We start from the raw sequence: 24,761 nt of genomic DNA on the forward strand, positions 1-24,761 counted from the left end.
GTGGCTGCATGCGTGCACGACGAACACAGCCCTGCCACCGAATACGTGCTCTTCACGACATTGCTTCCGCCGGGAACCCGCGGAAGGCCGTGACCGACCGCTCCTCGCGGTGGCCACGCTTCTCCGCGGCGCCCGACAGTGGTTCCTGCGCGGCCCCGGCGCAGGAGTCGGTTTCAGTCCTCGCAGGGCGAGGACGTCCGTACCGTCAGGACGCGACCTTGGCCGCCTCGTTGGCGGCCTGCTCGCCCTCGCCGCCCTCGCCGCCCTCGGCCACGATCGGCTGGGCGGGCACGCTCAGGCCCGGGATGGACAGCTCCGGAACGGCCTTGACGGCCTCGAAACCGGCCTCGATGGCCTCGGTGAGGGTCGGCGTGACCTCGTCCTCGAAGTCGATTCGGGTGACGGGAACGTCAGCATTCGTCGGGAGGGTGTCGTCGACGAACGAGACGTCGGCGCAACTCGCCTCCTTCAGGGTGACCTTTTCCCGATCGTTTATTTCCCGGTTCAGGACAAGCGAGAATCGGTGCGTCATGGTTGGCTACTCCTCTAGTGAATGCGAGAGTCATTCTTCAGGCATATTGTTGGCCGATTTTGACATCATCGGCGCCTCAATAAAGGCGCAAGATCCCACGGGAATTCCAGGCACAGACCAGAAATCGAGTCCTCTGACGGGAAGCGCCCTATTCGGACGGCGGCCCTGCGAAGCACGGACTCACGGGCAGGACAAAATCCTCCGGAGTGGCAGGTTCCCCTATACCGGGTTCCTCACCGCGCTCCGGCCGTCGCATGTCAGGCGCCGCCGCGAGCGACACCCCGGCCACCCTTGCCACCTGGCACAGCGAGGCATCCGGTTTCCCCTGAGGAGCTCCGCCGCATGCAGCCGTCCCGCCGCACCGTTCAGCGGACAGGCCTTGCCATCCCGGCCGTAACGGAATCCCGATACCGCCACGGATACAGACGAACGCCGCAACTCAACAATCGTCCGCACACTGGGGCGGGTTGACACCGCGACCGCTCGGTCCGACAGGGACACGGGACTGGAGAATCCGGAATGCCGCTTCGGCGCGAGCAACCCCCGCCGACAGCCGACCAGCTACCCTCGGCGCCCGTTCCGGACGCCTCGACTGCACCGCCCGGCCCCGACCGTCAACCGAGCCGACCGGAATCAGACCGGCACGCAAGAGCTCCCCCATACTAAACTCCCCCTTCGAAAACCACTCCGAGCCAAGTCCGCACCATGCCGGGAGAACACCGCATGCGGAATCACCGGCATTGATTACTTCATTCGCAGGCCCCGGAAGCAGAATTCAGCACTCTACTTTTCCATTCCCCCGGATCCAGCCGATGCCCAACTGCGATACAACAGCAGTTGAAGCCCCCTGGCTAGTCATGGCCCATCCGGCCCCCCCTCAGGGATTCCGGTCAGTATCAACTCTGCACTGAGCATATACGTAGGCACTAAGGTCACGCAAGATCTTTCTTTCCCATCCCTTCACATCGCTCACTGCAGTCGTACCTGCCACAGCAGACGCAGTTCGGATATCCGACAAGGTGGGTTCCGCTTTCTCATCCTCCTGCTCAAATAGCGGATGGTTTCGTCTCTCCCCCTCTTTCCCGCCGGTGGCGGGTCGTCGTGCTGAGCCCGGAGTCGTCCGGAGGGGGCGGGGGCCGGCTGCGCTGCCGGCGGGGTCGGTGGTGGTCACCACCAGCCGGATTGCTCCGTCGCCCCCCGCCAGCCCAGGCGGGCTTCGGCAGCCCATCAGGTGACGGTGCGTCCGTTGTGGAAGGTGCGGGTGACCGGTTGCCGGTCGCCGGGCCTGCCAGGGCCGCGCCAGGCCAGTTCGCGGGCAGCGACTACGGATCGGAAGGCATCTCTGTGCTTGCCAGGTACCGTGGCCCCGCTGGAGGGCCATGACGAACGGCAGGCGGGCATCGGACAGTTCGCGGCGGAAGCTGCCGTGGCCGCCGTAGGCACGGTCGGCCGCCACCGTCCGGAAGGACACCCCCGCTTCCACGGCCCGGCGGGCCGGAGCGGCCCCGATCGGCAGCTTCGTACGGAACTGTGGATCATTCCTCCCGTGCGGGAAGTGATGGGCGGGTGCAGGGGACGGCATGCAGCGGGCAGGAGACGCGCTCGTCCGCCCAGCAGGTAGTCACTGTCACAACCCCGCGGTCGATCTTGCCGACCGAGCCCAGGTACTGGGCTGCTTGCCCGCATGTGCGGCCGCACTGCCGTCCTTGCGGCCCCCCGGAGTCGTCGACCACCAGCACCCCGCCCTCGTGCGGGGCGGTGGCAGGATCTGCGAGCAGCAGCTCCAGCCGACAGGCAGCGCGTCGAACCACCCGACGCCGCGCAGCCGTTCGCGCACCGCGTCCAGCGACAGCGCGGTCACCCAACCGGAACATGACGGCGGGGGCCCGCGCCGCCTGCTCCGGTCTCGCGCCACATACCGCTTCAGACAGCGAACGATCTCTCTCCGGGTCTTCCCCTCCGCCACACGCCGCTCGTAGTACACCTGCGTGCGCGCATCCCAGCGCAGCCGGGACTGCACGATCCGGTACAGCGCGGCATTGGCCTGCCGGTCACCACCCCGGTTGAGCCGATAGCGACGCCGGCGGCCGGAGGAGCACTCGACGGGGCTGCCCCCGCACAGCGCCGCGAACGACGCCTCACTGCACAAGCGTTCCGGATTGTCGCCCATCGTGATCAGCAAGGTGGCGGCACTGTCCGGGCCGATACCCACCGGGACGAGCAACTGCGGGAAATGGCTCTCCAACAGCTCGGCCAGGCGCCGCTCCAGATCCCGGATCTGCCCCGTCAGCTGCCCGATCCGCCGAGCCAACAGACACAGCGTGATGCGGGTGGCCCGCGCCACGGCGTCCCTCTCACCGTCGGCACCCTCACCTTCGCCGAACTGCGCGCAAACGCGGACGAGAGCCGGCGTCCTCAGGCCGGCCAGCCGCTCACGCAGATCGGGATCTGCGGTGATCAGAACCGCCTTGAGCTGATTGACCGCCTGCGTACGGGCCTTGGTCGCGGAGTCCTTGGCTAACTTGAACAGACGGGCACACTGCACCGGTCCATCCCCGGACTTGGCCTGGGAGTGGGCGCGACCGCTGAGCACCGCCCGCGCCGCCTCCTGCGCATCCACTGCGTCCGACTTGCCCCGCCGCCGGCGTACCGAGCGATCGGGGCGGTTCACCTCGAACACCTCAACCTGGTGTGCCAGCAGGCAGCGGGACAGGGCCGCTCCGTAGCTGCCAGACCCTTCCACCCCGGCCCTGCGCACCGTACCCAGCCCACTGGCCCACGCCCAGAGTTCGCGATAGCCCGCCGCTGTGGCGGGGAAGGATCTGGTGTCCATGACCACCCCCACCATGGAAAGCACGGCCGCCACATGGGCGTCCCGGTGCGTGTCGACACCGAGGACGACCTCGCCCTCAACAACCGGCCACATCCTTGTACTTGGGATAGCCAGGAAGCACCTCCTGCTCTATAGCCTGCCGGTCCGCGCCACCGGACCGGCAGGGCGGTCAGCGGTGAGACAGTGCCCAGTTCACGGCACGCATACCCTCGAGACACGCCCGGAGCAGTCCGGTGGCAGTGCTCCCACGCTGGAGGTCGGCGAAGGTAGGACAAGACACCCGGTCCGAGATGTCACGAGCCAGAGCCCGGCACGGCAGCACAACACCCCCTATACCCAGGTCCCGACGGCCCGCGATCGCTCGAAGCACTGATTCCAGAACGTAGTTTTCTTGCGGACCAGCGCGCTGACTGCTCCGCTCCCTCGGCGGTGGCACGCAGCCAGCCTGTCGACGTGGCCAGCCGACAATCACGCCGACTCCGACCGCTCGACCTCGTTAAGTTTCCCGCACACGCCCCGTCAGCGGTCTGGTCGCGGGGGTGGGGTTCGAGGGCTTGGCCGCAGCCCATCGCGGGATGAAGTGGGCTTCCGGTGTCGCTTGCGGCGTCCTGCAGCACAGCGCCGCGGCGTTCAGCGAGTTCGCAGGCGACAGCCAGGCCGAGCCCGGCGCCGCCGGAGGTGGCCGGGGGGTGGGTCCAGAGGCAGGCAACCAGGCGGGCAGGCGGGCGTGCTCGGGGGCGTGCAAGTACTGCGGGCCCGGGTGAAGTGGAAGAGGCCCCGTGGGCGTGAGAAGGCCCCGCCCCGAGATGGCGCACGTCATCGGCCAACTTCCTCCATAGCACCGGTCACAGTGGTCGCGTAGTTATTCTGTGGTGCCGGGCGGCCCGGGACGTGCCGGGGAAAGGCGCGGCCGAAGAGGGTGTCTTGACCGGGGTGTGCAGTACTCCTCTGGTGGCTGCCCGGCCAGCCGTCCCCGTGTTGCGGAAACCATTCACCGGCGCTGCGGCCGCGATTGCGCGGCCAGTGGCCCCTCGGGTATGTGGCCGAGATGCAAGCGCAATGACCGGACAGGAATGGACCAGGCCAACCTGACCGGATCCGTACGGCCAAATCGGGCCGTTACGCGGACCCTTGCCCGGCCTCTAACGTCAAGGGCTTGAAGTATCTGCTTCACCGCCCGCCCCGGGCCGGAACGGCTCGTCAACTCGCCAGACCGGAAAAGCACAGCCCGTCGTGGAGATTCGCCGCGCGGCGACGGGCTGCCGCAGTGCGCAGAGCGGCGCCCGCTGTGCGAAAAGTCCCGGAAGACCTCCCCAGCGAACCAGTATGCCTCTGTGGCCGAGGAGTGAGTGATCATGACGACCACGTACACCGCTGCAACGCCCTACTGTGCCGATGTCTCCGACATACTCATCCAGGACGTGGTGGCCACGGCGGGGCTCACCGTGGATCTCGGGGTGACGACCCCGGTCGCCGCCTTCGCCAACCCGCACACCGCCGCGGCCCACGAAGCACTGGTCATCGCCAAGCGTCCCGGGCACAGCGCGACGGAGCTGCTGTGGCTCCGGCGCGACGCCACGTCGCGCTCCGGATGGGCCGCGAGCCCCCTCTCGCACGCCAAGGGTCTGTCGGAGGTGGTGGGCCCCTGGCCGGCAGGCCCGGACAAGGAGACCTTGGCCTGCTTCTTCCGCTGCGACGACGGCGTGTTCACGGCGCTGCTGCACGCCGACGGCCGCGGCTGGGGCACTCCTGTCAAGGCGGGCGATGACGTACAGAAGATGTGCCGGCTCAGCATCCGCCCCGCCGTCCGACGCCCTCATTCAGGCCGAGCTCGACCCGCCGTCCAGTACGACGGGTCCTCCGCCCGGCGTGCGCATCCGCGATGCTCGACCCGACCATCGACTTCCTGGCCGCACCCCGATCGCATCCACTCCCTGGCAGGCCCCAAGGCCACTCGGCGAACCCCGACTCGCACGCGACAGAGCTCCCGACTGACACGCGCCAGCGGGGGCTCTGCAGCGCCTGTTCTGTCACACGCGTGTCACGGACACCACCGACGCGCCCGGACCACAAGGACCCCGTCTACGCGAACGGCACCGTCTCGGACCACGTGGACGTCAGAAGACGGCTCCGCCTACCTGTGCCAGGTGGTCCCGAGCGCGGCGCCCAGCACGAGTACGGGGGCGTCGTCGGGACCATCAATCCGGTGCTGCAGGGTCTTCTCACTCACCCGGCCACGCTACCGACTCTCTGACAAGATCCTGACACCTGGGTCAGGAAGAGCTGCCGGATTGCGACCGCCGGGCGCGTCCGAGGTGGGGTTTGCGCAGGTCAGGGCCTCGCTGTGGAGATGGTGTGGACGACCGGGTAACCCGGCTCGTCGTAGCTCACCATGATCCGCCGGTACGGACGCGGGTGCCTTGCTCGTGACCAGGACCGGGGCGTCTACCGGCCCATCAAAGCGGCCTTGCAGGGTGTGTCAATATCTCACTCACCCCCTTCACGCTCTCAGATCTCACCGACTAACGCGGGCGTCACTGCCACGCAGTCCTGATGGCCCGATCGTGGTGTCAGGGTTCGCGCCCGCCTGCCGCTCCAACCCTGACATCCGCTCTACCCAACGTTGTTGCTGGTGAATGAAGGTTCATTAGGCAAGTGCGTTGTCGGGCAACGAGGTGTCGGCTGCTTTCGGCCGTGGGACTGGTGGGCTCGCAAGTTGAGGTGTCGCGTATTCCTCGTGCCGATGTGGGCACTGGGGGGACGGCACCCGACTGGTGCTGACCTCTCCCGAGCCCGGATCACTTGCGAAGCCGAGAACGGTACTCGCCCGGGGCCGTGCCTCGGGCACGTCTGAAGGCACGGCTGAAAGCGTGCGGAGAGCCGTATCCGACCGCGCCGGAGATCGACTCGACCGGCTCATCGGTATCGCGGAGCCGGACGGACGCCAGGTCGATGCGCCACTGCGTCACGTACGCGCCCGGCGTCTGTCCGAGGGCGGACCGGAAGCGCCTGGACAGTGTCGCCCGGGAGACGCTCGTCGCAGCGGCCAGGGTCTCCGTGGTCCAGGGGTGTTCCGGTTGGGCGTGGACACATGCCAGAGCGTCGCGCACGACCGGATCACGCATCGCTCCCAGCCATGAGCCGGACTGTTCCTGCGGGTGGCGGGCCAGCCAGGCGCGTACGAACTGGACGAGCAGAAGGTCGATGATGCTGTTGATGGCGGCGGTGGTGCCGATCTGCGGCTGTGCGAGCTCCGCAGCGAGAAGTTCGACGGTCCTTCTGAGCTGCGCGTTCTCCCGGGCTGTGACGTGCATCGGCCGAGCGAGGGAGGTAAGCACCGGTGTGCGCACCTCCGGGTCCTGCTCGTAGTGCAGCACGATCACTTCCGTCTGCACCGGCGCCGAGCCCAGACGCAGGGCTCGGCCATCGCCAAAAGACCGGGCCGCCGCCTCACGGTCGCAGGAACCCATCGTCACGCCGGCGCCGCCGGCTATCCCGTGTGCGGTGCCCGGCGACACCAGGACGGCGTCTCCGGCCTGCACCTGAAGAGGTTTCTCGCCTGGGATGTGGAGCCACATGGTGCCGCGGGACACCACGTGCAGTGCCGCTCCTGGAGAGGAGTCCAGCCACAGGCCCCAGGTTCCTCCGGCCTTCAGCATGACCCCGAGCGCCCCACGCGCACCCGAAACACGCAAGACCTCCGCCAGCACATCCATGGGTCCATTCTCGTCCACCACGGCGAACCGCCCACCGGCGGGCGAGGCGCATGTGTCCTCGTCCACAGCGTCAGGCCACGTCAAGAACGGCCTTTCCGTGCACCTTCCGCGCGAACAGCGCCTGGACGGCGTCGTCCACGTCCTGCCAGTCGCCTCGCAGTCCGACCGGTGCCGAGAGCCTCCCGGCGGCCATGAGGCCCAGCAGGTCCGTCAGCTCCCCGCTGGTCGGCGTCATGTCGCCGTAGGTGGCGATGCTGCGGGGTTCGCCGAAGCCGAACAAGGTCCCTGACGGGAACGTGGTTTCCTGCCCCGAGGAGTAACCGACCAGGTGGATGGTGCCGCCCTCGGCGAGGGAACTCCACGCCTGGGCCACCAGCGGCCCGCCGACCGTGTCCAGGACGAGGTCGAACCGGTCCCCGGTCCCGGCCAAGTCGGTCAGGACCCTGTCGGCCCCGAGTTCACGGAGCCCGGCGGCCCGCTCCGGCGAACCGACGAGTGCCGTCACCCGGGCGCCCGCCAGCGCCGCCAGCTGGACGGCGAAGTGCCCCACGCCCCCGCTGGCGCCGGTGATCAGAACGTTGCGCGCCAGCAGGGAACGCTTGCGCAGCACCCGGAATGGGGTGACTCCGGCGATCCCCAGCGCGGCGGCGTCGGCCAGGTCCACGCCCTCGGGGACGGTGCCGAGCGAGGCGGGGCTGACTGCCACCCGCTCCGCCCACGCGTGGGGAGCCATTCCCACTGCGACGCGCGTACCTTCGGGCGGCCCCGAGCCGTCGGATGCGGCGCGCACCACGACGCCGGCCGCGTCGTGACCGTGCACAGCGCCGGCCGGCCACTGGTCCACGTAATTCAGCTCTCCGAAGTTGAGACCGATATGCCGTATCTCCACCAACGTCTCACCGGCGGACGGTACGGGCTCATCGACGTCGGCGAACCGGACGGGTCCGGCCTCACTGTGATCGACCACAAGGGCGCGCATAAGGGGTGTGATTCCTTCTCTCGTAGGTGCGCCTGAACACTCGGCGCGGCAACAGATCGAGTGCGCAAATGCTGCACTGCCGCCTTCTTGGAACCCTTTCGCAGGACCGGGACAGCGAACAGACCCGTGAGAATCAATCAGTTGACGATCTGTGTCAGTGCGACTCGCGGCGCGTCGAGCCCTGCACCTATCCGGTGGATGACGCTGTGACGGGCAGACATGCGGGGCCGAGTTCGCCGATGCCGATGCCGATGCCGCTGTCCGGGTGGATGGCCGGGTACAGAGCACGAGGCTGCCACGGAGGCCCCGCTTCAGGGGGCAGCCGCCCGAGCCCTGCGGCTTTGAAGGCGAGCAGAGTGATCCGGAGGGTGTGACGGTGATCCGGATAGCCGGTCAGCTGTCCGAGCGCGTCGTGCGTGACCACGACGTCCGGGCGGAACTGTCTTATGTGCCGCACGACCTGGCCAGCGGCCTCGTCGAGAGGTAGGCCGACGAGCCGGGCCCGGCCGGGGGCGGACGACGGGTTGCGGGCATCGGTGTGGCCGAGCATGCGCGGTTCGCCCGCGCCGAGCACACGCAGGGCGTCGGTGAGTTCGACCGCGCGGGGACTGTCCACTGACGCTGCCATCGCCCAGGCCCTCCTCGACAACGACCAGGCAGACCTCGTCGCTGTCGGCCGCGCCTTCATCGCGAACCCCGACCTCGTGCAGCGCTGGCAGACCCAGGCACCCCTGAACCAGCCCGACGTGAACACGTTCTACGGAGGCGACCACCGCGGTTACACCGACTACCCGTCCATGTAACGAGGGCCCGGGGGACCAACGAAGTCACCCTCGATCGCCGAGGAGACCGGCGAAGCCTCCCAAGCCGTCATCGGTGCCCGCGGCACCAACCCCCGCAAGAGCGACAGCCACACCTGGCAGGACGTCCACGCCGAGGTCGCCGACGTCATCATCACGGGCATGGTCGCCCTCGCCCGCATGCGCCCCGACGACGCCGAGCCCTACCTCCGACGTCGTGATCAGTAAGGTGGCGGCGCTATCCGGGCCGATTCCCACCGGGACAAGCAGCTGCGGAAAGTGACGCTCCACCAGCCCAGTCAGGTGCCGCTCCAGGTCACGAATCTGCCTGGTCAGCTGATCGATCCGCTGGGCCAACAGGCGCCTCCTCCGCTCCGCGCAACTCCCGGTCGGCAGCCTCCAGGGCGCCCAAGGCGACGACGGCGTGCCGCAGTAGGGCACGACCCGAGCCGGTCAGCCGGACACCGCCGGCGTAGCGGTCGAAGAGCCGGGCGCCGGTCACCTGTTCCAGCGCGGCCATCTGCCGGGAGACGGCCGACTGCGTGTACCCGAGCGCGTCTGCCGCGGCCGTGAAGGTACCCCGCTCCGCCACCTCGCGCAGCACCCGCAACCCGACCAGCGTCATCTCCATGAGGGCCCTCCATGAGTAATCGGCATATCCATGATGCCGAACATTCGTTGGCGGAATGCCCCCTCGTTCCTAGCGTGGAGGGCATGAACGAGCACCCCGCCAACGGAACTTCCGGACTGGGCGGCCGGTTGCCCCTCCTTCCTCCCGATGCCCTCGATGAAGCACAGCGCACTGCGCGACCGTCTGCTCGCCACGCGGGCGCGCAACGCGGAAGAGGGCGGACTGCACGGCCGCCCTGCCCGACGGGTGGTTCATCGGCCGTTCAACGCCCTGCTGCGCACTCCGCGCATCGCCCGGCCTCTGCTGGAGTGGGCCCAGGCGCTCACCCGGGCCGGCATTCCGGCGGATGTCCGAGAGGTGGTCATCCTCACCGTGGCCGCTCACTGGCGGGCCGAGTACGCGCTGTACGCCCACACTGCGGCTGCCGAGAAGGCCGACCTGCCCGGCCCGGCCATCGCATCCCTGCTCCACGCTCCCTGCGGTCTGCGTCCCGACGCTGAACTCGCCCACCGTCTGGCCACTGCGCTGGTCCGCGACCATCGCGTGGCGGACGGCCTCTATGACGAGGCAGCAGCGGCGTTCGGCAAGAACACACGCATCGCCCTGGTCAACCTCGTCGGCCCTGCTGGCCTCCTGGCCTGTTCCAGGTACCGGCTCCCTCCCCGGACCACACCCAGGCACCCGCCACCTGAACGCCGACACGCAGGCGACGCTGGCGACGCTGGCGACGCTGGCGACGCTGGCGACGCTGGCGACCCAACCCAAAGAATCCAGAAAAGAGAAGGAAGGCAATAGATCATGCCTCTGATCAACATCTACCTGCGCCAGGGGACCACCTCCGAGTACCGCCGGAATGTGTCCCTGGGCATCCACAAGGCGATGGTCAACGTGCTGAAGGTCCCCCAGGACGACCAGTTCCACGTCTTCCACGAGGTCTCGCCCGACGACTTCCAGATGCAGCCGGTCGTGTTCGGCCTGCGCCGCAGCGAGCGCGCCATGTTCATCCAGCTGTCCCTCAACCACCGCACCGCCGAGCAGAAGGCCGAACTGTTCCAGGCGATCGTCAACAACCTTGGGCTGTTCGCCGACGTCCCCGAAGAGGACATCCTGATGACGATCACCGAAACAGCCAGAGAGAACTGGTGGGCTGCCGGCCGCGTCGTCAACCCCACCACCGGCTACGACGAGCGCATGAACGACGTCCTCACTGGCGCCGAGGCCACGAGCTGAGGCGAGCGCCGACCGCCCCGCCCACGTCCTGCTCGAGCTCGAACACGACCGCACTGGCCGAGCACGAAGATCACGAAGAGTCGCGAGACGTTACCGAGAAAGGGTCATTGCACTGCCCCGTACCCATCCACAGGCCCTTTTCGCCTCATCTCTCTGCTCAGCTCCACGTTCCGGGCCACATTGCGTGGCAGTTCGTCGTCTCGTACGGCGTGCCCGGGTTGGGCTGCGTATTGGTCTGTCCGGGTGATATTCGAGTCAATGCGGTAGCGCTCTATTGGCCATTTCGGGTTAATGGTGGGGACCGTTTTCCGGTGGGTTGCCCATCTCTCCGGGGAGAGATGGGCAACCCCTGTGGTGCGCGGGTGCGTGGTACATGTCGGCGTGCCCTCTTTCTGTCCCGGTGTGCAAGCGGTGTCCGGTTCGCGTATACCGGCGCCGTGCGACGCGGGCCCCGGCGGGAGTTCTTGGGCGGCCCTCTCAGCTGAGAGAGGTTTGTCATGGAACCGATTACGGGTTGGTGGGGAGCTCCGGCGGTAGCCGGCGGGGTTCGGCCGGTTGTACCGGCCGGTGGATCCGAGGTGGCCGCGGTACGGGGGCTTGCGGTCGCGCCCTTCAGTGCGGCGTTCTCCACGGTGACCATCCCGGCGGGCACGAGCCCGCTGGCGGTGACGGTGGCGCCGAACGGCAACGTCTACGTCGGCAACGCCAATTCCAACAACGTGACGGTGATCAGCAGCACCACGAACACCGTCCTGGCCACCGTCCCCACCGGTTCGAACCCGGCCATGATCGCGGTGGCGCCGAACGGCAACGTCTACGTCACCAACCAGAGCTCGAGCAACGTGACGGTGATCAGCAGCGCCACGAACACCGTCCTGGCCACCGTCCCCGTCGGCGGGGGCCCGTTCGCACTGGCGGTGGCGCCGAACGGCAACGTCTACGTCGCCAACAGCACTTCGAACAACGTGACGGTGATCAGCAGCGCCACGAACACGGTCCTGGCCACCGTCCCCGTCGGCGCGGTCCCGGACGCGGTGGCGGTGGCGGCGAACGGCAACGTCTACGTCGCGAACCGGAACGCGAACACCGTGACGGTGATCAGCAGCGCCACGAACACCGTCCTGACCACCCTCCCCACCGGTGGTTTCCCGGGCGCGGCGGCGGTGGCGCAAAACGGCAACGTCTACATCGCCAACCAGACCTCGAACAACGTGACGGTGATCGACAGCGCCACGAACACCGTCCTGGCCACCGTCCCCGCCGGCACGGTCCCGGGAGTGATTGCGGTGGCGCAGAACGGCAACGTCTACGTCACCAACACCGTTTCCAACAACGTGACGGTGATCGACAGCGCCACGAACACGGTCCTGGCCACCGTCCCCACCGGCGGGGGCCCGTTCGGAGTGGCGGTGGCGCCGACCGGCAACGTCTACGTCGGCAACAGCAATTCCAACAACGTGACGGTGATCAGCAGCACCACGAACACAGTCCTGGCCACGGTCCCCGTCGGCGCGTTCCCGTTCTCGGTGGCGGCAGCGCAGAACAGCAATGTCTACGTCACCAACGCCAATTCGGCCAACGTGACGGAGATTTCGCCGTTGACGGTGACGACCTCACCGGCGTCGCCGGTGTGCGGGCAGCCGGTGACGTTCAACATTTCCGGGGGGACTCCCAACGGGACGGCGGTGGTGGACTTCGGGGACGCCAGCCCCACGGTCACCGTCCCCCTGGACGCCACCGGGAGCGGGCAGACCACCCACACCTACACCGCGGGTACGTTCACCGCGACCGTGAACGGCAACCCCACCTCCGTCACCCTGAGCCCCAACCCCACAACGACGGCGCTGTCGGTGACGCCGAACCCCTCCACCTGCGGGCAGAGCGTGACCGTGTGCGCCACCATCACCCCGGCACCAGCCACCACCTCCGTGCCGACCGGCACGGTCACCTTCACCCTCCCCAACGGCCAGACTCAGATCGTCCCCGTCAACGCATCGGGGCAGGCCTGCTTCACCACCACCGCCCTGACCACCGGCACCCTCACCGCCACCTATAGCGGTGACAGCTGCTTCACCGGCTCCCCCGCCGGCACCCCCGTCACCGTGAACCCCACCCCCACCACGCTGACCGCGCAGCCAGGCACGATCCGGCTCCGGCTGACCCCGCTGCCCGAGTTCTACATCCCCACCCTCAGCGCCACCCTGACGACCACCTCGGGGATGCCGGTGGCCGGTCAGCCGGTGACCTTCACCGCCACCACGCTCTTCGGACCGGTCAACCTCGGCACCGCCGTCACCGACGCCAATGGCACCGCCACCCTCCACAACGCCGTCGTCCCCGTCTTCGCCGTCGCCACCCCCTTCTACACCGCCACCTTCCCCGGCACTGCCTGCTACACCGCCGCCACCGCCCACAACATCCTGCTGTTCATCCCCCTCCCCGGCTGACCTCGCCGGATCCGAGCTCGGCCCCCACCGGCGCCACCGCCACCCCCGCTCCGGCCCGGGCCCACCACATGAGCTCCCAGACCGACACATCGAACGTGGCGGGCGTCTTGTGCAGGATGACGTCGTCGTCTCGCAGGGGGTACCGACGCTGCATCCACGCCAGGCGGTTGACGACCGAACGGTGCTCGATCATCACGCCCTTCGGAGTGCCGGTGGAGCCCGAGGTGTACAGGACATAGGCCAGGTCCGTGGGCCGGGACGTGGCCGGAACGGGCCCTGCGGCGCGCTCCGGGTCTGCGTCGGAGGCGTCACCCTGCGCTGAAGCGGCGGCCGGCACGGGCCGGATGCCCAGCGAACCGAGGAGGCCCTCGGACTCCTCGTTGCAGATGGCCATCCGTGCCTGGCAGTCCGTCAGCAAGGACCGGACGCGTTCCTGCGGGTGCTGCGGGTCGACGGGTACGTAGGCGCCCCCCGCCGCATGTACGGCGTGCACCGCGATCAGGAACTCCCTGGACCGCGGCAGCAGAACCGGCACGCACTCCTCCGGCCGCAGCCCGGCGTCCCGCAGCCGCTGAGCGAGCCGGGAAACGCGCCCGAGGAATTCCGCGTAGGTCAGCGTATGGGTGCGCCCGTCGGCATCGGACCCGACGACGGCCGGGCGGTCCGGTGTGCGGACGGCCTGCGCCGCGACCAGCCGGTCGAGGGTCGCCGTCTCGTCGAGTTCGGCCGTGTGAGGGCGTTCGAACGCATCGATGCGGGCGGTTTCGTCGGGGCCGAGCATCGCCAGCGTACGCAGCGGTGCATCGGCCGACCGCAGTCCCCCGTCGATGAGCCGGATGACATGTCCCATCGCCGCCTCGACGCGGAAGGCGTCGTCGAAGACGTCGTCGGCGTAGAAGAGGTCCACGTCGAGCGAGCCGTCGCTCTCGTGTTCGCGCACGACGATGTTGACGGCGTCGAGCGAGTACCCGGAGGAGAGAACGGTCAGCTCGACGTCGTCCGGCCGGTCGAGCGGGCTGTCGGGAACCGTGATGTACGAATAGGTGACGTCGAACAGGCCCTGCCCCCGATGGCCTTCGTCGCGCAGCGCGGCGAGCAGTTCGCCCAGTGGGAACCGTTGATGGGACGTGAGGTCCCAGACGTCCGAGCGGATCCGGTCGGCGAGGTCGAGCAGCGTGCTGTGCTCGTCGACGGGCACGTGGAGGGGCAGAATGTTCGCGACATCCGACATGGTCGCGAGGTCCTCCGGAGTCCGCCGGTTGAGCAGGGGGACTCCGAGGACGATGTCGCCGTCGTGGTGCAGCCGGCGCAGACAGGTGGCGAGGGCGGCCGCGGTCACCGCGAAGATCGAGCGCCCCGTGTCCCGTACGCGGTCGGCGAGGTGGGAATCGACGTGGACGGACCGCCGCAGCCTGCGCCGGCCGCTCACGGTCGCGGCACGGGGGAACAGCGCGGGCGACAGCCCGCCCACCGCGGCGACCAGCGCATCCCTGTCGGCCTGCCGGCTCGGTGAAACGCGGTACGCGCGGTCCGCCGCGATGACGTCAAGGCAACTGGGCGCCGGGGCGGATGCGTCCGGGGCCTGGCCGTCGTGGGCCTCGAAGTGCTCGCAGATCTCCTTGAGCATGAGGTTGATGCCCCATGCGTCGGCCACGGCGTGATGGAGACGGCAGTACACGACCAGCGAGTCGGCGTCGTCGATCAGGATCGTCGTCTGCACGAGCGGTCCGTCCAGAGCGATGACGGTCTCGGTGGTCCGGTCGATCCACCGCCGGCAGGCGTCTCCCGGATCGGGGGCGTCGCGGAAGGACACAACCTCGACGTCCGGGTAGTCGGGCAGCACCTGTTGCCGCCACTCGTCGCCGTGCGGTGCGAGTCACAGTCGCATGGCGTCATGCCGACGCGCGGTGCGGAGGATCGCCGCCTTCATCCGGTCGACGTCTGTGATGCCACGCAGCCGGAGGTAGCCGCTGGGCTGGGCGACGGGTCGGTCGGGGTAGGTCAGCGCGGCCGTGACGACGTCCTGCTGATAGCTGCTCAGCGGCCACGTCGTCCCGGCTGCCGGGGTACGTTCGGCGCTCTCTCGAGGCGTCGGGTCCGCGGCGGGGAGAGGTGCGGGGGCTGACGCCGGAGCCGGGGCCGGCGTCGCGGGCGTGGGAGCCTGCGGCAGCAGTGTGAGCAGGTGCTCCACCAGCGCCGCCGGGGTCTTGTGGTCGAAGACGGCGCTCGTGGAGACGGGAAGCCCGGTGGTGTTCTTGAGGCGGTTGCGGAAGGCGACGGCGCCCAGAGAGTCGAACCCGAGGTCCTTGAAGTTCACGTCGTGGCCGACGGCCTCCGGTGTGTCATGCCCCAGAACGGTCGCGGCGACGCTGCGCACCAGGGCGAGCAGCGCCGCGCGCCGCTCGTCCTGGGTCATGCGGCCGAGGCCGTCGCCGAGCCGCGGGGCATCGTCCGCGCGCAGGCCGTTGCTCGCCACGCGCAGTCCGGGCCGTACGAATCCGCCGAGGACCGAGGGCCGTTCCCCCGCGCCCTGAGCCGCCCGGGTCCGTCCGGACGGCAGGTCGAGACGCGCGGGGACAAGCAGCGAACGACCGTTGCGCAACGCGGCGTCGAACAGCGCCAGCCCCTCCTCGGACGACATCGCCGAGAAACCCAGGCTGCGCAGACGGGCGTGGTCCATCTCGCTGAGGTGGCCGGTCATCCCGGTCTCCTGCGCCCACACGCCCCAAGCGAGGGAGGTCGCGGGGAGCCCGCGCTGGCGCCGGTGCTCGGCAAGTGCGTCGAGGAATGTGTTGGCCACGTTCGTACGCGGTACGCACCGCCTGCTCGAAGCGCACCGTCCGGCGCAGATTGCGGTACCAGTAGGCGGAGCCGAGTGCGTTCCCCTCCATCGGCTGTCCGGTGACGGTGGAGAGAAACTCAATGTCGCAGGGGGCCGGTTCGACTCCCGCCAGCGCCTGGCGCAGATCCTCCCGGAGTTCCTCGACGTAGGAGGAGTGTGAGGCGTAGTCGACGGGTATGCGGCGCACCCGTATGTCCTCGGCCTCGCAGCTGCGTACGAACGCGTCGAGTGCCGTCGCCTCGCCGGACACCACTGTCGTGCGCGGCCCGTTGACGGCGGCGATGCCCAGGCGGTCGCCCCAGCGCTCCAGGAGGGGTGCCACCTCGTCGGCGCTCAGCGCCAGGGACGCCATGCCGCCCGTCCCCGCGATGGCCACGATGGCCTTGCTGCGCAGGGTGACGATCTTCACCGCGTCCCGGAGCGAGAGCGCGCCGGCGATATGGGCCGCCGCGATCTCGCCCTGCGAATGCCCGATCACCGCCCGGGGCCAGATGCCGAACGCCTGCCAGGTGCGCGCGAGGGAGACCATGACGGCGAACAAGGCAGGTTGGACGACGTCGACGCGGTCCAGGCCCGGCGCCTGAGGCCCGCCCCGCAGGACATCGAGCAGCGACCAGTCGACGAACTCGGCGAAGGCGCATTCGCACTCCTCGATCGCCTCTTTGAACACGGCGCTGGTGCGGAGCAGTTCACCCGCCATCTGCATCCACTGCGAGCCCTGGCCGGGGAACACGAAGTCGACGGAGCCGACCGCCCCGGCCTTCCCGGTGACGGTAGCCGTGTGCGGCCGGCCCTCGGCGAGCGCGGCGAGCCCCTCCAGAGCCTGGTCGCGGCCATCCGCCAGCAGCACGGAGCGGTGGTCGAGGCGGGCCCGGCCGGTGGCCAGTGTGTGGGCGACATCGGCGAGGCGGAGTTCAGGGCGCTCGGTGAGGTGTGCGAGCAGCTTGGCGGACTGTGCGCGCAGCGCCGCCTCCGTCTTGGCCGAGAGGACGAGCGGCACGACTCCCTGGTCCTCCGGCTGCACTGCGCGCGCGGCGTCCCATGCCCGCTGCGGGGGTGCCTGCTGCACGATGACGTGGGCATTGGTCCCGCTGATACCGAACGACGACACGGCTGCGCGTCGCGGGTGGTGTGTCTCCCATTCGCCCCTGACCGGCCAGGGGGTGGTCTCGGACGTCACCCGCACGGTCCCCGCAGACCAGTCGACGGCGCCCGTCACGCGCGACAGGTGCAGGGTCCCGGGCAGCTCGGCGCGGCGTACCGCCTCGACCATCTTGATGACGCCGGCGACGCCCGCCGATGCCTGGGGGTGGCCGATGTTGGACTTGACCGACCCTACGAGGAGCGGGTCGTCAGCCGACCGGGCGGCGCCATAAGCGGCGATGAGGGCGCGTGCTTCGATCGGGTCGCCGACCTTCGTGCCCGTGCCGTGGGCCTCCACGACGGCGATGTCGCCCGGGGCCAGTCCGGCGTCGGCGAGGGCGTCGCGTATCACGCGTTGCTGGCCTGCCTCGCTCGGGGCCGACAGGCCGTCGGACGCGCCGTCCTGGCCGATCCCAGTGCCAGGCAGCAGCGCCAGTACGGTGTGACCACGACGCCGCGCGTCCGAGAGCCGTTCCAGAACCAGGACCCCGGCCCCTTCCGACACGCCGAACCCGTCGGCCTCGGCCGAGAACGGCTTGCTGCGGCCGTCGGGGGCGAGAGCCCCGAGCTGCCCGAAGCCGACGAGGATGCTCGGCGCGCAGACCACGTTGGCGCCGCCCGTGAGCGCAAGTGAGCACTCGCCGGCCCTCAGCGCCCGGACCGCCAGGTGGATGGCAGTGAGGGACGACGAGCAGGCGGTGTCGACCGTGACGGCCGGCCCCTCCAGGCCCAGCGCGTAGGAGACGCGCCCCGAGGCCACGCTCGGGGCGGTGCCCGTCGTCAGATGCCCGGAGTGGTCCGCCTCCCCGGCGAACACTCTCGGGCCGTATTCCTGGGCCACCACTCCGAAGTAGACCCCGGTGCGCGTGCCCGCGAGCCGCGTCGGATCGATTCCGGCGCGTTCGAGCGCCTCCCAGGAGGTCTCCAGAAGGATCCGCTGCTGCGGGTCCATGCCCAGCGCCTCACGGGGGCTGATGCCGAAGAACGACGCGTCGAAGTCTGCGACACCGTCGATGAACGCCCCGCCCCGCGCATACGTCGCCCCGGGAGCTCCCGTGTCGGGATTGGTGAGAGCCTGCACATCCCAACCGCGGTCGGTGGGGAACCCCGGAGCCGTGGCGCTGCCGCCGTGCGCGACGAAGTTCCACAGCTCTTCCGGTGAGGAAAGCGACGGTGGAAAGCGGCAGCCCATTCCGACGACGGCAATTGGTTCCGCAGACGAACGAGGTGTCGACATGGCTGTGACACTAACTACCGCGATCAATTCCGGGATGTCCCTGGAAGAAGGGACAGCGCGCATCACGGAATTGCGCTAGATCAGGTCGCGGGCATTCGGCGTTCGCTGTGGCTGAACGTCAGCGAGAGAGCCGCTCGCCGACCGTGGCCAGCGCGTTGACTGCGGCCCGTACGGAGGGGCGCACGGAGCCCTCAGCCCGCCACACCGCATAGACACGGCGGGTCAGTTCCGGCTCGACGGGAACGACTCGGATACCCGTAGGGAGCGGTCCGAGCCCAAGGGTGGGCACCATGGCCAGTCCCACGCCCGCTGAAACGAGGGCCAGTTGTGTGGGGTGTTCGTTGACCGTGTGCACGATGCGCGGCTCGGTGCCCTGCTCCCGCATGGTGAACAGCAGCCATTCGTGACATGTCGAGCGTCGGACCCTGCTGATCCACCGCTCGTCGACCAGCTCGCTCATCCGCACGGTCGTCTGTCCGGCCAGCCGGTGGTCTTCGGAAAGGGCCACCCGGGCCGTGTCCGTCATGAGCAGTTTCTTGCGGACCGCGTCCGGCCAGCCAATCGGCACGTGGTCCCAGTCCTGGACCAGCCCGACGTCCAGGTCCCCGCGCTCCACCTGGATCAGCGGCGAGTCGAAATCCATCTCACGTATGTGGAGCTGGAGTTCTGGGGCGCGCTTGGTGAGCAGGCGGAGTGCGTGTGGCACCAGACCACGGGCAGCGGTGGGAAAAGCGCCTAGCGTGAGCTCGCCCAGAGGCGCGCTTCGGTATGCCTGGAGCTCGGCCTCGGTCTCGTCGACCAGTGCGAGGATCTGCCCCGCGCGAACGGCCAGCAACTGGGCGATGGAGGTCAGTTCGACTCCGCGGCCGCTGCGCTTCACCAGCTGGTGTCCGGTCTCCTGCTCGAACTTGCGGATCTGCTGGGAGATGGCCGAGGTGGTGACGTGCATCCGAGGAGCGGATCACCTCGGCTCTCGCCGGCATCTGCAACGCCACTACCCCGTTGTTCACCCTTCTCGTGGCATTGAGCGTGCTGCCCGGAGAGCGGCCCAACAGGAACCGGCTCGTGGGCATGGCCATCGGGTTCCTCGGCGTGCTGGTGGTCTTCGGGATTTGGAACGGTGCGAACGTCGGCGACCCTGTGGGGGCCGGCATGGCATTGGGCGCCGCCCTGAGCATGGGTGCCGGATGGGTCTACGTCCGTCGGTTCCTCACCGACTCGGGCCACTCCAGCGTGGCACTGTCCACTGCCCAGGTCACCGCGGGTGCCGTCGAACTCGCCCTGGTCACACCCTTCCTCACCTCGGCACCCACATCTTTCCCTGTCGTACAGACGCTGTCCCTGATCGTGCTCGGTACCCTGGGGACCGGTCTGGCCTTCCTGATCCAATACGGGCTGGTGCGGGACGCGGGCGCCACAGTGGCGTCCATGGTGACCTACCTGGTGCCCATCGTCTCCACTGCCGCGGGTGTGGTCATCCTCGGCGAGATGCTGAAATGGCATCAGCCGGTCGGCGAACTGGTCATCCTGGCGGGCGCCGCACTGGCGCAGCGCCCAGCGTCTTCTGCGTCCGGGAAACACCGCGAACGAGGCAAGTGACCGCACGCGTGGTGAGGCTGCGGCCGACCGACCGGTGCGGCGTGCTGCCGTCCGGTGGGCACGAGGCTGTGCAGCCGACGATGCCGCATGTGGCGTGGTGAACACCCCCGCCTTCGGGCAGCGGCCCCGGAGGATTGTCCGGCTCCCCCTGCGGGCGACCGGCCTGTGCGACGCGGCCACGGACCAGTCGGTGCGAGCGGTTGCGTTCCGTTGTCCAGGATCACCGGATGGCTCTGGATTCGTTCGCGCGGTGGTGCCGGATGGCCGGGGTACTTTGGTAGCCGCCGATCTCTTCACGGGCGGCTCGGCGATCGAGTGGTCGTCAGCTGCTGGGGCGACGGGTACACCGAAGGCAGGTCCCTGCCACGCTATCCCGCGCTGTACGGCGGCAGCTGCCGGGTGATGCGGTCGAACAGCTCCGTCAGCGGCTCGCCGATGTCCCGCCCGAACTCGGTCAGCCCGTAGGTGACCTGGGGCGGCGTCGTCGGCTCGACCTCCCGCCAGACCAAGCCGTCCTGGACCAGCGCGCGCAGGGTCTGAGCGAGCATCTTCTCGCTGATGCCCTGGATGCTCTCGCGCAGCTCGTAGAACCGGAGGTCGTTGCTCCGCAAGGAGATCAGCACCCAGATGCCCCACCTGCTGGTCACATGGTCGACCACATTTCGCGCGGGGCAGTTGATGTGTAACACGTCATATCGCTTCCCCGCCTCGGCCTGTCTGCGCTGCACGCCTTCCGTCACGTCATGAGCTTACTTCAAGGTACGTCCTTACGAAATGTTAGCCATCCTTCCTAACGTGCAGGCAACAGAGGACATCTGACGAGGAGCTGATCATGATCGTGGTGACCGGGGCTACCGGGAATATCGGCCGGCCGTTGACGCAGGCACTGGCCGCGGCGGGCCAGCAGGTGACGGCCGTGTCCCGGCACACGGCGGCGATACCGAACGGCGTCCGCCACGTGGCGGCCGACCTGACCGAGCCGGCCGGCCTCAAGCCCACGCTGGCCGGAGCGAAGGCATTGCTCTGTTAACTGCACCATCCTCGCCTCGTTGGTCACGGTGTTACAGGCCGCGATCAGGGAGCAAGTGATGGATGTACGCAATGAGTTGATGGAGGGGCAGCGAGTCATTCCCCGCCTCGGACGAGTCGTCGAGGTGAGCCGGGCACATCCGCCGTACGCGGTTCTCGACCCGGTGGGAGCCGAGGTCGAGCCGGTCAGGGCGTTTCTGCGGGACCTGGCGCTCGGGGATTCCAGCCCGCTGACCTGCCGGAGCTACGGCTACGGGATGCTGCGGTGGTTCCGCCTGCTTTGGCTGCTGGGCACCGGGTGGGACCGCGCGACGGAGTCCGAGGTCGCGGTGCTGACGGGTTGGCTTCGCTCGGCGGCCAACCCACAGCGCCAACGGCACAGGGCCGACACCCCGGTGGCCGGAGCGGTCAATCTCCGCACGGGCAAGGCGTCTCTGGGTGCCGGGTACGCGCCGCGGACCATCAACCACGCCCTGACGGTGATCAGCGGGTTCTACGAGTTCCACGCCCATCAGGGGCACGGTCCGGTCATGAACCCGGTGCCGCACTCGCCGCAGCGGCGCCGGGCTCTGGGACACCGTAGTCCGTTGGAGCCCACGCCGTTGGTCGGACGGGCTCGGTTGCGGCAGCGGGTGTCCGACCGGCCGCCGCGCTCCATTCCCGACCGGTTGTGGGACGAACTGTTCGGCGCGATGAACTGCGACCGGGACCGGGCACTGCTGGAGATCTACGTCTCCAGCGGCGCCCGTGCCGAGGAACTTCTCGGCATCGCGGTCGGTGATATCGACTGGTCCCGCCAGCGCATCTACGTAATCACCAAAGGCACGCGGGCCAGGGAAGCGGTGCCGGTCTCCCCGCAGGGGCTGTTCCGCCTGGCCCTCTATCTCGACACGGCGGGCACGCCCACCGGGGGTGCACCGGTCTGGCGGACCATCCGCGGACCCGAGCGTCCACTGACCTACTGGGCGATGCGCCGTGTCATGCAGCGGGCGAACATGCTGCTGGGCACGAACTGGTCCCTTCACGATCTGCGGCACACCGCCGCTTACCGCATGGCCAACAGCGGGAAACTCACACTCCCCGAGGTCCAGACGATCATGCGGCACTCGGACATCCACACCACCAGCCGCTATCTGGCCGTCCATATCGAGGAGCTTTTCGACAAGCTCACCGAGCACTACTCCGCGCCCCGGCCGCCGCGGCACTACCCCGCGGGCTACGCCACTGCGGACATCGAGGCGGTCTTCGGTGGCTGACCTGACGCGCCCCACCACCGGAGTCAGCCGCCGCCACGTCCAGGTCAGCGACGAGCCCGGCTTCGCAGACCGCTTCGTCGCAGGCCAGATCGAGGCCCGCCCAGCCTCCCCGACCACACGGCCCCGCCCCTTCGGTGACCTGTCCACCGCCTCGTCACAGCGCATCGGCGAACTCGCTCACGACGTCTGTACAGCAGCTGTCGCGCAGACCGCCGATCAGCATCGGGCTTCAACCCGGCGTGTCCTGGCCTACCTTGACCGGTTCGAGGGCAGCACCTGGCAGCACCGCTGGGACGCCAGCCCACTGGGCCGGGGCGATATCAACGCCGCTGACCTGGGCACCAACCGGTACGGGCAGAACTACAGCATCGGCGTCAAGGCGCTGTTCTGCCTGCGGATCGTCCAGCCCACGCTGCTGGTGATGAAGAAGCACAACTTCAACGGGTTCGCCGACCAGTTCATCGCTGCCCAGAAGGACCCGCTGCTGGAGAAGTACTCCGAACACGTCACCGCCCATGACATCTCCTGGCCGCATAAACGTGAAGCCCTCTTCGACGTGTGCTCCCTGCTCGCGGTCCAGGGCATCGGCTTCGCGGATCTCACCCCTGCGGCCCTGCTCCACCACGCCCACGAATCGCGGAAGGTCAAAACCGCCCTGCGGCCGGGAAAGAAGGACGCCAACGTGTTCGCCGGTCGCGCTTCCTGGAACGTCCTCCACGCGATGGGGCACTTCTCGCCCAGCACACCCGCCACCATGCGTCAGGCACTGCACCGCGGCCAACTCACCCTCGAGGAACTCGTCGACCGTCACACCATCCGCAACCAGAGCGTCCGCCGGCTCCTGCTCGACTACTTCCACCGCCGCAAGGCAGACACCGACTACGCCTCTCTGGTCAATATCGTCCGACACCTCGCCCACGACTTCTGGGCCGGCATCGAAGAGATCAACCCCGAGCAAGCCGATCTGAGCATCCCGGCTGACCTCTACAGCACCTGGCGCAAGAAGATCGGCATTCGCAAGGACGGCAAGCCCCGCATCGGCGTCGACGCCATCGTCATCGCCGTCCGCAGTTTCTACTACGACCTGCACACCTGGGCCGCCGATGAACCCGACCGCTGGGCGCCCTGGGTCGCCTCATGTCCTGTCCCGCCCAGTGAACTGCGCGGACTGGCAAAGCGCCGCCGCCGGATCAACGAGCGGTCCGCCGACCGAACCCGACAGCGACAGCCACTCCTGCCACTTCTCGTCCGACACGTCGAAGAGCGCTACGACCACACCCGCACTCTCCTGGAACAGGCATCAGCATCAGCCACCAACGCGCCCTTCACCCACGTCGGCCGCACCTACCGCCGCGTCCTGACCGAGGAGGATCTCACACTCACTCGCGACGGCCACCGCACGCCCGTCCGTGTCCGGGACGACACCGGGCAGCTGATCATGATCGAAGCAGAGGAGGAGACAGCCTTCTGGGACTGGGCCGCGGTCGAAACCTTGCGTCATTCGGGCGTCCGCATCGAGGAGATGTGCGAGGTCAGTCACCTCAGTATCCGTCACTACCAACGCAATAGCGGCGAGATGGTCGCCCTCCTGGTCGTCAGCCCGTCCAAGACCGACCGGGAGCGCGTCGTCCCGATGTCCGCCGAGCTGTTCCACGTCATCGCCTCCGTCATCCGACGGCACACCCGAGACGGTAACCCCGTCCCGCTCCTGCGGCGCTTCGACCCGCACGACAAGGTCTGGAGCCCTCCCATGCCGTTCCTGTTCCAGCGCAAGATCGGCTCAACCCGCAGCGTGCTCAGCCCGGTAACCGTCCTGAGCATGCTCGAACGGCGCTGCAAGGACCTCGCTGAACGTCATCCCGCGTTCCGTTCAGTCAAGTTCACCCCGCACGACTTCCGCCGCATCTTCACCACTGAGCTCGTCAACAGCGGGCTACCGATCCACATCGGTGCCGCCCTTCTCGGCCATCTCAACGTCCAGACAACTCGTGGTTACGTCGCTGTCTTCGACGAAGACGTCATCCGCCACTATCTCGCCCACCTCAACGAGCGTCGCCGACTCCGCCCCGACGACGAATACCGTGGCGTAACGAGCGACGAGTGGGAAGAGTTCGAAGAGCACTTCGACAAACGCAAGGTCGAACTCGGCGCATGCGGACGCCCGTACGGCACCCCCTGCCAGCACGAGCACGCCTGCATCCGCTGCCCCATGCTCCAGGTCGACCCGAAGATGATCAGTCGCCTCGACGACCTCGAAGCCGACCTCATCACCCGCCTAGCCCGCGCCAAATCCGAAGGCTGGGCCGGTGAGATCGAGGGGCTCGACCTCACGCTCCAACTCCTCCGTACCAAAAGGGACGATACCCGGCGCCGGGCACAACGCCCGCTCGTCGACCTCGGTATCCCCACGCCCCGCATGCAAACCAAGGAGCAGTGAAACGTGACTACCAGGTCCGGCGATCGTGATGATCTCCCAACTCGGCCGGG

16 protein-coding genes and 8 pseudogenes are annotated in these 24,761 nt (G+C 68.5%); 9 read left to right on the forward strand and 15 right to left on the reverse strand.

What is annotated here, in order from left to right; genetic code table 11:
- Positions 1–205: 205 nt before the first annotated feature.
- The 7 genes and pseudogenes from AB0C46_RS09340 to AB0C46_RS09370 all read right to left on the reverse strand — a co-directional run.
- Complete coding sequence (locus AB0C46_RS09340; protein ID WP_362827035.1) at positions 206–532, reverse strand: hypothetical protein; 327 nt, start codon at positions 530–532, stop codon at positions 206–208.
- A gap of 1,535 nt (positions 533–2,067) precedes the next feature.
- Positions 2,068–2,406 (reverse strand): transposase, encoded by a 339-nt coding sequence (locus AB0C46_RS09345; RefSeq protein WP_362827427.1) that lies wholly within the window; start codon positions 2,404–2,406, stop codon positions 2,068–2,070.
- A 44-nt stretch (positions 2,407–2,450) separates the two neighbouring features.
- Positions 2,451–3,458, reverse strand: a pseudogene (locus tag AB0C46_RS09350) (IS110 family transposase); the annotation flags it as partial.
- Between the two features lie 2,047 nt (positions 3,459–5,505).
- Positions 5,506–5,595, reverse strand: a pseudogene (locus AB0C46_RS09355) (3-oxoadipate enol-lactone hydrolase); the annotation flags it as partial.
- Between the two features lie 568 nt (positions 5,596–6,163).
- Positions 6,164–7,081 carry an AraC family transcriptional regulator gene (locus AB0C46_RS09360; RefSeq protein WP_362827429.1) on the reverse strand — a complete coding sequence of 306 codons (918 nt, stop codon included), beginning with the start codon at positions 7,079–7,081 and terminating at the stop codon, positions 6,164–6,166.
- A gap of 70 nt (positions 7,082–7,151) precedes the next feature.
- On the reverse strand, positions 7,152–8,060 hold the full coding sequence (locus AB0C46_RS09365) for a zinc-binding dehydrogenase (RefSeq protein WP_362827037.1): 909 nt from the start codon (positions 8,058–8,060) through the stop codon (positions 7,152–7,154).
- Between the two features lie 250 nt (positions 8,061–8,310).
- Positions 8,311–8,673 (reverse strand): annotated as a pseudogene (locus AB0C46_RS09370) (PIG-L family deacetylase); the annotation flags it as partial.
- Here AB0C46_RS09370 and AB0C46_RS09375 point away from each other — a divergent pair.
- A complete protein-coding gene (locus AB0C46_RS09375; RefSeq protein ID WP_362827038.1) occupies positions 8,609–8,863 on the forward strand; it encodes a hypothetical protein in 255 nt (84 codons plus the stop codon). The pseudogene AB0C46_RS09370 and the gene AB0C46_RS09375 sit on opposite strands and share 65 nt — an antisense overlap.
- Before the next feature lie 24 nt (positions 8,864–8,887).
- Here the strand turns inward: AB0C46_RS09375 and AB0C46_RS09380 are convergent, their stop codons facing one another.
- Together AB0C46_RS09380 and AB0C46_RS09385 are read right to left on the reverse strand one after the other, a co-directional pair.
- A complete protein-coding gene (locus AB0C46_RS09380) occupies positions 8,888–9,217 on the reverse strand; it encodes a hypothetical protein (protein WP_362827040.1) in 330 nt (109 codons plus the stop codon).
- Between the two features lie 16 nt (positions 9,218–9,233).
- Positions 9,234–9,491 (reverse strand): annotated as a pseudogene (locus AB0C46_RS09385) (LysR family transcriptional regulator); the annotation flags it as partial.
- Positions 9,492–9,647: 156 nt separating this feature from the next.
- Between AB0C46_RS09385 and AB0C46_RS09390 the strand changes: the two are divergent.
- From AB0C46_RS09390 to AB0C46_RS09400, 3 genes are all read left to right on the forward strand, one after another.
- Complete coding sequence (locus AB0C46_RS09390; protein WP_362827041.1) at positions 9,648–10,286, forward strand: carboxymuconolactone decarboxylase family protein; 639 nt, start codon at positions 9,648–9,650, stop codon at positions 10,284–10,286.
- A 3-nt stretch (positions 10,287–10,289) separates the two neighbouring features.
- Complete coding sequence (locus AB0C46_RS09395; protein ID WP_362827042.1) at positions 10,290–10,721, forward strand: tautomerase family protein; 432 nt, start codon at positions 10,290–10,292, stop codon at positions 10,719–10,721.
- A gap of 578 nt (positions 10,722–11,299) precedes the next feature.
- Complete coding sequence (locus AB0C46_RS09400) at positions 11,300–13,168, forward strand: Ig-like domain repeat protein (RefSeq protein ID WP_362827044.1); 1,869 nt, start codon at positions 11,300–11,302, stop codon at positions 13,166–13,168.
- On the opposite strand, the gene AB0C46_RS09405 is transcribed toward AB0C46_RS09400, so the two are convergent.
- The 5 genes and pseudogenes from AB0C46_RS09405 to AB0C46_RS09425 all read right to left on the reverse strand — a co-directional run bounded on the left by AB0C46_RS09405 (position 13,149) and on the right by AB0C46_RS09425 (position 19,339).
- Positions 13,149–15,011, reverse strand: a complete 1,863-nt coding sequence (locus AB0C46_RS09405; RefSeq protein ID WP_362827045.1) for an AMP-binding protein — start codon at positions 15,009–15,011, stop codon at positions 13,149–13,151. The two genes, AB0C46_RS09400 and AB0C46_RS09405, sit on opposite strands and share 20 nt — an antisense overlap.
- 33 nt (positions 15,012–15,044) lie before the next feature.
- Positions 15,045–15,584: a phosphopantetheine-binding protein gene (locus tag AB0C46_RS09410; RefSeq protein WP_362827430.1), complete on the reverse strand. Its 540-nt coding sequence runs from the start codon at positions 15,582–15,584 to the stop codon at positions 15,045–15,047.
- Positions 15,585–15,920: 336 nt separating this feature from the next.
- A pseudogene (locus AB0C46_RS09415) lies at positions 15,921–15,968 on the reverse strand (hypothetical protein); the annotation flags it as partial.
- A gap of 49 nt (positions 15,969–16,017) precedes the next feature.
- A pseudogene (locus AB0C46_RS09420) lies at positions 16,018–18,453 on the reverse strand (type I polyketide synthase); the annotation flags it as partial.
- 55 nt (positions 18,454–18,508) lie between these two features.
- Positions 18,509–19,339, reverse strand: coding sequence for a LysR substrate-binding domain-containing protein (locus tag AB0C46_RS09425; protein ID WP_362827047.1), 831 nt, complete (start codon positions 19,337–19,339; stop codon positions 18,509–18,511).
- A gap of 53 nt (positions 19,340–19,392) precedes the next feature.
- On the opposite strand from AB0C46_RS09425, the pseudogene AB0C46_RS09430 reads away from it, so the two are divergent.
- Together AB0C46_RS09430 and AB0C46_RS09435 are read left to right on the forward strand one after the other, a co-directional pair.
- Positions 19,393–19,437: pseudogene (locus AB0C46_RS09430) on the forward strand (hypothetical protein); the annotation flags it as partial.
- Positions 19,438–19,461: 24 nt separating this feature from the next.
- The gene (locus AB0C46_RS09435; protein WP_362827431.1) at positions 19,462–19,989 is read left to right on the forward strand and encodes a DMT family transporter; all 528 of its coding nucleotides are present in this window, start codon (positions 19,462–19,464) and stop codon (positions 19,987–19,989) included.
- 368 nt (positions 19,990–20,357) lie between these two features.
- Here the strand turns inward: AB0C46_RS09435 and AB0C46_RS09440 are convergent, their stop codons facing one another.
- Positions 20,358–20,729: a helix-turn-helix domain-containing protein gene (locus tag AB0C46_RS09440; protein ID WP_362827048.1), complete on the reverse strand. Its 372-nt coding sequence runs from the start codon at positions 20,727–20,729 to the stop codon at positions 20,358–20,360.
- A 92-nt stretch (positions 20,730–20,821) separates the two neighbouring features.
- On the opposite strand from AB0C46_RS09440, the pseudogene AB0C46_RS09445 reads away from it, so the two are divergent.
- From AB0C46_RS09445 to AB0C46_RS09455, 3 genes and pseudogenes are all read left to right on the forward strand, one after another.
- Positions 20,822–21,010: pseudogene (locus AB0C46_RS09445) on the forward strand (NAD(P)H-binding protein); the annotation flags it as partial.
- 67 nt (positions 21,011–21,077) lie between these two features.
- A complete protein-coding gene (locus tag AB0C46_RS09450) occupies positions 21,078–22,274 on the forward strand; it encodes a site-specific integrase (RefSeq protein WP_168483465.1) in 1,197 nt (398 codons plus the stop codon).
- Positions 22,267–24,711, forward strand: coding sequence for a site-specific integrase (locus AB0C46_RS09455; RefSeq protein ID WP_362827049.1), 2,445 nt, complete (start codon positions 22,267–22,269; stop codon positions 24,709–24,711). Before AB0C46_RS09450 ends, AB0C46_RS09455 begins: the two co-directional genes overlap by 8 nt.
- Positions 24,712–24,761: the final 50 nt, after the last annotated feature.

Origin of the sequence: Streptomyces sp. NPDC048637, assembly GCF_040650675.1 — a bacterium.
Lineage (GTDB): Bacteria > Actinomycetota > Actinomycetes > Streptomycetales > Streptomycetaceae > Streptomyces.